The sequence below is a fragment of the Nonomuraea aurantiaca genome (genome assembly GCF_020215705.1).
Lineage (GTDB): Bacteria > Actinomycetota > Actinomycetes > Streptosporangiales > Streptosporangiaceae > Nonomuraea > Nonomuraea aurantiaca.
Window position 1 is genome coordinate 1 of the sequence record NZ_JAIWNB010000078.1, and the last position, 9,230, is coordinate 9,230.

The window sequence follows — 9,230 nt, forward strand, 5'->3', positions numbered from 1 at the left end:
GCAAGATCAAATTCTTGAAACGGCTCATGTTCGGCCGCGCCAACTACGACCTCCTCAGAAAGATGGCACTGCTGAACTGAGCTGAGATCACCGACCGTGACCGCTCCCCAGCAAATGCACCAGACCCGGCTTGATGGCGTGAGTTACCCGGCGGTATTTGGCGTCTTGTTGGGGTGCCGTTAACGGACGTGTCACCAACCGCCAAATGTGGGCGGCCCCTTAACTGACCTGCTGTAATGACCTGCCGCTTCGGGCGGATCCATAGACATGGAGCGTCCGCCGTTAGGCATGGATGAACTGGTCGACCACTGGACAGTGCTCAGCGACGAGGCCGACCTGGTCAACGCCAAGCACGAGAACACCCGGCTGCCGTTCGCGTTGCTGCTGAAGTACTACACCCAGCACGGGCGTTTCCCTCGTGGCCGGGGCGACTTCCCCGACGAGGTGGTCGACTACGTCGCCCGCCAGACCAAGACGTCCCCCGGCAGCATGGGCCTCTATGAGTGGTCGGGCCGGACGATCGAGCGGCACCGCAGCGAGATTCGCAACCACCTGGGTTTTCGGGAGTGCTCGGTCGCCGACGCCGACAAGTTGACCGACTGGCTGGCGGGAAACGTCGCGCACGCTGAGCGGCAGCCGGACCGGGTTCGCGAGGAGCTGCTCAAGCAGTGCCGGACCGAGCGGATCGAGCCGCCCGCGCCTGGGCGCATCACCAGGATCGTGCGGTCGGCGCTGCACAACGCCGAAGAAACCTGGTTCGCCAAGATCGCGGCCCGGCTGGACGCTGAGACGACGGCCCGCGTGCTGGCCCTGATCGCCGCCGAAGGCGACGCCAGCGAGGCTGCTGATGAGGCCCAGCAGGAGGAAGAGGTCGAGGACGACCAGGAGGACGAGGGCTCGGTCCTGGCCTTGATCAAGGCGATGCCGGGCAATGTCAGCCTGGACTCGATGCTGACCGAGATCCGCAAGCTGAACGCGATTCGCGCCATCGGGTTGCCAACAGCGCTGTTCGCTGACGTGGCGCCCAAGGTGCTGGCCGGATGGCGGTTCCGCGCTGCGGTGGAGTCGCCCTCACATCTGCGCCGGCGGGCCCGCAATACGCCGGACGCGACCGTCACCTTGCTAGCCGCGCTGCTGGTCGAGCGGGAGCGCGAGGTCACCGACAACCTGGTCGACCTGCTGATCGCCACCATCCACCGGGTCGGTGCCCGGGCCGAACGCAAGGTCACCGAGGAACTCATCAACGCCTTCAAACGGGTGTCGGGCAAGGAGAACCTCCTGTTCACCATCGCCGACGCCTCGCTGACCAAGCCGGACGGCACGGTGCGCGACGTGGTCTTCCCCGCCGTCCGCGGCGGCGAGCAGACGCTGCGCGAGCTGGTGCACGAGTTCAAGACCAAGGGCCCGGTCTACCGGCGCACCGTGCAGACCACGCTGAAGGCCTCCTACACCAACCACTACCGGCGCGGCCTGATCGAGCTGCTGGAGGTGCTGGAATTCCGTTCCAACAACACCGCCCACCAGCCCGTCATCGACGCGCTCAAGCTGGTCAAGCGCTACGCCAAGGCCGGCAACACTACCTACTACCCGCTCGGCGAGAGCGCCCCCGAGCACAAGGGCACCCTCAAGGACTGGGCCGACCTGGTCTACCGGACCGACACCCGCGGCCGCCGACGGGTCGCGCGCATGGTGTACGAGGTGGCCACCTTCCAGACGCTGCGCGAGCAGCTGCGCTGCAAGGAGATCTGGGTCGTCGGCGCCGACCGGTGGCGCAACCCGGATGAGGACCTGCCCGCCGACTACGAGTCACGCCGCGCCGAGCACTACCGCGAGCTGCGCAAACCCCTGGACCCCGCCGAATTCTGCGACACCCTTCGCGAGGAGATGACCACCGCCCTGGCCGACCTCAACGACGCGCTGCCCTCTCTGGACTGGGTGGAGATCAGCGACCGCAAGGCCGGGGCGATCAAGCTGAGCCCGATCGAGGCCGCGCCCGAGCCGCGCAACCTGCGCCGGATCAAGAACGAGGTGGCCAGACGGTGGAGCGCGGTCCCGCTGATTGACATTCTCAAGGAGGCGATCCTGCGCACCGGTTGCCTGGCCAGGGTGGCCGCGGCGACCGGCACCGGCCACATGAGCCCGGAGGTGCTCGCGGAACGGCTCATGCTGGTCATCTACGCCTACGGCACCAACTGTGGCATTCGGCAGGTGATCTCCGGTGCGCACGACCACAGCGAGGAGGACCTGCGCTACGTGCGCCGCCGCTACCTGACCCCGGAGGTAGCCCGCACCATCGCGGTCGAGATCGCCAACGCCACCTTCGCCGCCCGCGACGCCGGCCTGTGGGGGCAGGGCTCGACTGCGGTGGCCTCCGACTCCACCCATTTCCGGGCCTGGGATCAGAACCTGTTCACCGAGTGGCACTCCCGCTACGGCGGCCGGGGAGTTTTGGTGTACTGGCACGTGGAGCGCGGGTCGGTGGTCGTGCACTCCCAGACGCTCAAGGCGTCGGCCTCCGAGGTCGCCGCGATGGTGGAGGGCGCCATCCGGCACGGCACCACCATGAGGGTCGAGGGCAACTACGTGGACTCGCACGGGGAGTCGGAACCTGGATTCGGGGTGACGCGACTCCTCAACGTGGACTTGCTGCCGCGCATCAAGCAGATCAACCGGGTCAAGCTCCACCAGGCCGACCACGGTGACATGGCCCGCTATGCGAACCTGGCGCCGGCGATGACCCGGCCGATCCGCTGGGACATCATCGCCAAGAACTACGACCAGGTCATCAAGTACGCCACCGCGATCCGCACCCGCACCGCCTCCACCGAGGCCATCTTGTCGCGCTTCACCCGCACTGCCTCGCACCCGGCCTACCAGGCGATGCTGGAGATCGGCCGGGCGGCGCGCACCACCTTCGTGGCCCGGTACCTACGCGATCGCGATCTGCAGCGGGAGATCGAGGAAGGGCTGAACGTGGTGGAGGCGTGGAACCGCGCCAACGCGGTGATCTGCTACGGCCGCGGCGGCGAGATCTCCACCAACCGGCGAGAAGAGGTCGAGATGACGGCGCTGTGCCTGCGCATCCTGCAGGCCGCCCTGGTCTACGTCAACACTCTGATGCTGCAGGACGTGCTCGCCGAACCCGAGTGGGCCGCACTGCTCACCCCGGTCGACCGGCGCGGCCTGACCCCGCTGTTCTGGTTGCATGTGCGCCCCTACGGCGAGGTCCGCCTCGACCTGAACGCCCGGCTGAGCATCGGCACCCTCGGCGCGCTGGATGCTGGCTAAGGTCCGAGCTGACGCTTGCGGCGGGACGGTTGTGTCGTACCAGCGGAGCATGATGGTCGGCGTGATGGACTGGAAGAGTGACTTCGCTGAGTTCGCGCGGGAGGAGTTGCCTGTCGAGACGGCGGAGCGGCTCATCGGAATGTTGCGGCCGGCGATCAGGTTGTCGGCCGCCGAGGACGGAGAGATCGTGGTCGGGCGGCTCGGGGGTGTCGCAAGACTGCCGTCCGGTACGCCGTGGCCGTCAGGCACAGACGGTTGGCCGCTGTCGTTCGTGGCTGAGCTCGACTGTGAGGCACTGACGCGCTACGAAGTCGACATCGTGCTGCCGGACACCGGTACACTGCTGTTCTTCCTCTCCACCCGGCCTGAACACGAGACACAGGTGATCTACGTGCCGTCGGGGACCGCGGTCGCCGAGCGGGCCGTACCCGACGACCGTGCCGAAATGCACGCCGAGCAGGCGCTGGCAGCAGCCACCGAACCGACCTGGCCGGGTCGCAATCATCCCGCGCTAGCGGACGTCTTCGGCAGCATCGACGAAGCGCATGAGGCGGTATGGGACCACATAGTGGACGAAGAGGCCGGCGAGAGCTTCGAAATGGAACTCGAGGACTACAGGGCCGCTGGGGCGTCTGGGCCGCAGCATCAGGTGGGCGGATACTCCGACTCCGACGCGCTCCAGGACTCGATCGAGGCTGTGGCGGCGCGTGCCGCCGGCGCCGGCTGGCATGGTGATCCAGCCTTCTACGAAGAGGCACGCCAGTGGGTCACGCTGCTGCAAGTGGCCGGGGCCAGCGCAGCGGAGATGACAGGCAGTCGCGCGTACCTGCTGTGGGGCATCCGAAAAGACCACCTGGCCGCGCGCGACTTCTCCAAGGTTCATTTCGACGCCCGGGGACGCTGGCACTGACAGTGACGAACGGGCCTGCCCCGTCGGCGGATGACTTGATGCATACGCGGTGACCAGATAGACCACTCAGCAAACCTAAGCCAGGACGAGGTCATAAACGAGGTTTCTCCTGCTGGGAGGGCACCCACACCTCGCGTGGCGCGACCATCGAGCGTCGCCTGAGCGTCTGCCCCGCGATGCTCGGAGTCTGGCGGTAGCGAAACTGGCCGCCTCCATCCGTACGGCGCTGTGATTCCTCACGGTCCGCAACTAACGTTAATCATGTGCGGTGCTGGTCAAGAAGGCCGTTTCTATATGATGATCTTTGCATGTCGTTCCGTACGTCTACCGCGCTGGCGGGCTTAGCTCTGGCCGTCCTGGCGGCCGGATGCGCCGATCCGGCCGTCGGCCGGGTGTCGCTCATCAGCGCGTCCCAGCCCTCGGCGTCCCCGCCATTGCCGTCGCTCACGATGGTCCCGCCGCCGCCCTCGCCCATGGTGTCCTCGGGGCCGGTACGGCACGCGTTCCCGCTGGCGACCTCCTTGGCCGACCCGAGGGCGACCGGAACACCCCTAGCTGGGACAGGCTCGCCCCGGTTCTTCGTCTCCGCGCGCGCTCCGCTCGCCCATTTCCCCGGCAGGTCCAAGACCGCTGTCTTCACGCCGGTGCCGCCCGCCGTGCACAACGCCGAGTCCGGGGCGTTCATCGCGAACGTCCCGCTGCCGCCCGGCATCGAAAGCTCTTGGCACCGAGTCGCCGCCGCCCGGGACAACCGCACGTTCGCCATAGCCGGCTGGACCGAGCCGAAGAATCCGGAGATTCGCTTCTTCCTGGTACGCCTCGGCGACGACGGGCGGCCCGGGAAGCCGGTGGCCATCACCCAGACCGACCCCGACAACCTGACCAGCGTCTACGACCTCGCGCTCAGCGCCGACGGCACCCGCCTGGCCTACTCCACACCGCTCATCGGTGGCGGCGCCAAGATCTCCCTGCTCGACGTCGCCACCGGCCGGCGCCGGGACTGGAAGACGTTGACGCATTCGATCGTCAGCGGCCTGTCCTGGGCCCCGGACGGCCGCTCGCTCGCCTCTGTGCTGGGCGGCCGGGCCATCTCCGTGCTCGACCTCGCCCGCCTGGGCACCGGCCCGGACGCCGCCGCGTCCCGGATCATCAAGAACACCACGGGCGCCATGCCGTTCGAGTCGCTGGCCCACACCCCTGACGGCAGTGCGCTGATCTACGCCTCTGGGCACACCGTCGAACGCGTCCCCGTAACGGGCGGGCCGGAGCAGCCTCTGACCCGGCCGGAGCTGCCACCCGACGCCCCGCTGGGCTTGCGCTTCAGCGTCGACGGGACCGGCGAACACCTCCTGTACGTGCATAAATGGCGCGCCTACCGGGTTGCCCTCGCCGACGGCACGGTCACCTCGGTGCCGATCACAGTCAACGAGCGTCCGGGTGAAGGCGACTCGCCGCACGCAGCCTGGTGATCAGGGGCTAAGCGGTCGCCCGGCTCCGCAAGCTCAGCGCGGCGCCCTATTGATCACAACTCACGTCTGCGTTTCAGCCTCCCGCTCCCGAACATGTCCCTAACCGCCAGGTAGCGGAGTGAGATCACGATTGCGGATGGTGGTCATTTGGGAGCGGCGCAACGCCACCTTGAGCCCTACGAGTGGGAGCGCGACCGGCCCAGCGATCTGGGCGCGCGGCCGCCCCTGAACCGGCAGGGTCACCGTCCCTCCGCAGAGTGTTGAGAATCGAACGATTCTCAACACTGCAGCCGAACGGGCCCCGGACCGCCCCTACCCGCCTCCGCGATCTGTTGAAAAACGTGTTGAGAAATCTGAGTGTTCAGCAAGTACGTCAGCACCCTTTCTCTACACTTTCGGGTCATGGAGCCCCTCGCCGAGCCCGTGCTGCCCTATCCCCACGCCCGGAACGACTGCATCTTGTGCCGTGAGATGGACGCCGACTTCGAGATCATGGAGGAGGCGCTGGAACCACCGTCGTGGACGCCGGGCCGCCCACCTCGCCGGTTCTGCCAGGGGTGCGTCGGCCGATGGATGGTCACCCACGCCGCCTTCGGTCGCGGCAGCCAGACCTCCTCCGACAAGCCGCTCACGGTGACCGTCACCATGCTGGCCCCCGGCGGTGGCTCGTGGTGAACACCACGGCCAAGAACCTCGCGCTTCCCGAAGGTTCGCTGCTGGAGGGATCTCTCGGTGAGGACCCGCTGGCGGCCGAACCCGCGGGCCCCTCGGGAGCGCTCGTCGGCTACGCCCGCGTCTCCACCCGCGGCCAACTCCTGGACCGCCAGATGGCCGCCCTCACCACGGCGGGCTGTATCCGCATCTTCGCCGACAAGAAGTCCGGCAAGAACGCTGAGCGCGAGGAGCTGTGGAAGGCGCTGGACTACCTGCGGCCCGGCGACACCCTCGTGGTGCCCTCGTTGGATCGGCTGGGCCGCTCCCTGCAGGACCTCATCTCAATCGTGGCCGGCCTGCGCAAGCGCGGTGTCGGCTTCCGCTCACTACACGAGGCGCTGGACACCACCACCCCCGGCGGGCGGCTCGTCTTCCACGTCTTCGCCGCGTTGGCGGAGTTCATCCGCGAGCTCATCGTGGAGGGCACGCACGAGGGCCTGGCCGCCGCCCGCGCCCGCGGCCAGCGCCTGGGACGCCCACCGGCGATGACGCCCGAGCAGATCCGCCACGCTCGAGACCTGCTCACCCGGCCGGAGAACACCGTCTCCTCGATCGCGCGGCTGCTCGGCGTCAGCCGTTCCACGATCTACAAGTACGTTCCCGATCTCGCGACAAGCCGCGCTGCCGTCGAACCGCCAACGGCGCGCGCCGAATTGGAAGCAGGTAGCTGATATCCCAGCTCAGGGCCTATTTGGCGGCTGGTGCCACGCTGGTTAACGGCGCCCCTGGTAGTGGCACCTCCCAGTGGGCACTGCCGTCCGCCGACGGAGCGACGCCGTCTTCGCCGGTTCTCCGCCGAGGGGATCGACGTCCTGGCCGATCTGTTGGGCCGCGAGCCGCGTCTGTCTCCGGCCGAACACTCCCAGATCAACGCTCGTCCGCTACAAGGTGAGGCCGTACTCGAGGCATGGTCACGTACAGTTCTCCCGCTGCAACCGGCAAGTGACTGATCTTGCGGTGTACTGGTGGCGACGGCGCCAATGCGACCATGTGCGCCGATGCGTTGCCTGGGGCGCCCAGAGCGTGAAGGAGGCCCGCCACGAGCACTGCCCAGCACATCGCGGCAGCGCTGAATCGAACGCCTCGATCATGGAGCGGCGGCCGGCCCAGGCACTGACCGAGATCGGCGCCGCTGGGGACGTCATAATCATGCGCCGTACGGTGACCGACTCCGAGCAGGCGGCCCGCTGGCAGATGCACGGCTCACCGACGCTGCTGATCGACGGCCGCCTGTCTGGATCATGGCAGGAGGGCGTTGCAACTTGGCGCGTTTGTAGGTTGCGGGTCCGACGGGCGAACCGGATCATGATTCAGACATCCGAATCCTGAAATGAGTGGACACTTGAGTTACGGTCGTAAGCTTTCCGGCTGCATTGCGATGCTGCTGGCGGTCCTGGTCGTCCCAGGTACAGCGTTCGCGGCGGAGCCGGGTCACGTGATGGCCTCCTATAAGGGAAAGACCATCAACCTCACCAAAGACGGGTGGGGCGAAGCCGAGTCGTGTGTTGTCTACTCCAAGAGCGATGTCCGCTGCTACGACACGACCGCCGACGCCAATGCCGCCGTGAGAGGCACGGCGCCCTCCGATGTAGAGGCGACAGCCTGGAGCTGCGACTATGCCTGGGTGTGCCTGTACGAGCATGCCAACGGCGAGGGACGGCGCCTGCAGTTCAACGATGACTATTGGCACGACCTGTACCTCTACGGCTTCGACAGGCATGTGTCCTCCTGGCGGAACAACCAGGGCTTCGGTGAGTGGGCGGAACTTAGGGACACCACCGACAAGGACGGCGGATGCATCTGCACGATCCGTATCGACCCCGGTGGCACATCGCAGAACCTGAGCGGCGACCAGAATGACGTGATGAATCACATCTACGGCTGATCGGATAAGAGGTCCTAACAAAGGACCTATCGGACAAGGCGTCGCCAGCAGGTGATCGCGGCGGCGAGGGTCATGAACGCTTCGTGGATGTCGTCGCGGATCTCCCAGCGGATGCGCAGGCGACGGAACCAGTGCAGGAGCGCGATGGTGCGTTCGATTACCCAGCGATGAACGCCCAAGGCGGACCCGTGCGGAGTGCCGCGCCGGGCGATCCCGCCGGTGCGTGGCCGGCCGCGCACCGGCGGGATCGCCTTGATCAAGAGCATCAGCTGGGTGACGTCGTTGCGGTTGCCGCCGGTCAGCGATAACGCCAGCGGGATGCCGTTGTCGTCGGCGATGACGTGGTGTTTCGAGCCCGGCTTGGCGCGGTCGACCGGGCTCGGCCCCGTTTTGGGCCGCCCTTGAGCGCCTGGACGTGCGAGCTGTCGATCACCGCCTTGGACCAGTCCAGCGGCCGGCCGCGTCTAACTCCGCTAGGTCCCATTGGGCGGATCGTGCCGACCTGTCCATGCCACGCTGAGCGAGCAGCTGGTTGCAGGTATTGAATGCCGCTTAACGCTGGGAGTGGTCGAGGTGGCCTGCGACGTTGCGGGGAGTCCGATCGCAAGGGTGGTAAGAAGTGCGGAGCCGAGCAACATCAGCGACGGTTTCAGGTGCATTCCAGAGTCTCCTGTTTCTAGCCGCCGTACCGAGCTGGTTCCTCCCATGACTGCTGCGCTTTTACTTCCAATGGTCGGATTGCCGCCAGGTGCCTGTCCAGACTGTTCGACCTACATCAGGGCTGTTGGAGCCGCAGTCAATGCTGACCTGATAGGGGTGTGACTTTGATGGCTTGATGGGTCTGGTGCATTTGCTGGGGAGCGGTCACGGTCGGTGATCTCAGCTCAGTTCAGCAGTGCCATCTTTCTGAGGAGGTCGTAGTTGGCGCGGCCGAACATGAGCCGTTTCAAGAATTTGATCTTGC

Annotated in this window: 7 protein-coding genes and 1 pseudogene; 7 read left to right on the plus strand and 1 reads right to left on the minus strand. The window is 66.7% G+C overall.

Going from position 1 to position 9,230, the window contains the following annotated elements; translation table 11 throughout:
* The first annotated feature begins 288 nt into the window (after positions 1-288).
* From LDL49_RS55780 to LDL49_RS55810, 7 genes are all read left to right on the plus strand, one after another.
* Positions 289-3,288 (plus strand): Tn3 family transposase, encoded by a 3,000-nt coding sequence (locus tag LDL49_RS55780; protein WP_225303077.1) that lies wholly within the window; start codon positions 289-291, stop codon positions 3,286-3,288.
* A gap of 49 nt (positions 3,289-3,337) precedes the next feature.
* Positions 3,338-4,198 (plus strand): DUF1963 domain-containing protein, encoded by an 861-nt coding sequence (locus LDL49_RS55785; RefSeq protein ID WP_225303078.1) that lies wholly within the window; start codon positions 3,338-3,340, stop codon positions 4,196-4,198.
* Positions 4,199-4,506: 308 nt separating this feature from the next.
* A complete protein-coding gene (locus LDL49_RS55790; protein WP_225303079.1) occupies positions 4,507-5,667 on the plus strand; it encodes a WD40 repeat domain-containing protein in 1,161 nt (386 codons plus the stop codon).
* 402 nt (positions 5,668-6,069) lie between these two features.
* A complete protein-coding gene (locus tag LDL49_RS55795; RefSeq protein WP_225303080.1) occupies positions 6,070-6,342 on the plus strand; it encodes a hypothetical protein in 273 nt (90 codons plus the stop codon).
* Entirely contained in the window at positions 6,339-7,052 is a 714-nt protein-coding gene (locus LDL49_RS55800; RefSeq protein WP_225303081.1) for a recombinase family protein, read from the plus strand. The genes LDL49_RS55795 and LDL49_RS55800 overlap by 4 nt, the downstream gene beginning before the upstream one ends.
* Positions 7,053-7,404: 352 nt before the next feature.
* A complete protein-coding gene (locus LDL49_RS55805; RefSeq protein WP_225303082.1) occupies positions 7,405-7,710 on the plus strand; it encodes a hypothetical protein in 306 nt (101 codons plus the stop codon).
* 13 nt (positions 7,711-7,723) lie between these two features.
* On the plus strand, positions 7,724-8,266 hold the full coding sequence (locus LDL49_RS55810; RefSeq protein ID WP_225303083.1) for a peptidase inhibitor family I36 protein: 543 nt from the start codon (positions 7,724-7,726) through the stop codon (positions 8,264-8,266).
* 26 nt (positions 8,267-8,292) lie between these two features.
* Here the strand turns inward: LDL49_RS55810 and LDL49_RS55815 are convergent.
* Positions 8,293-8,658, minus strand: a pseudogene (locus tag LDL49_RS55815) (transposase); the annotation flags it as partial.
* Between the last annotated feature and the right edge of the window lie 572 nt (positions 8,659-9,230).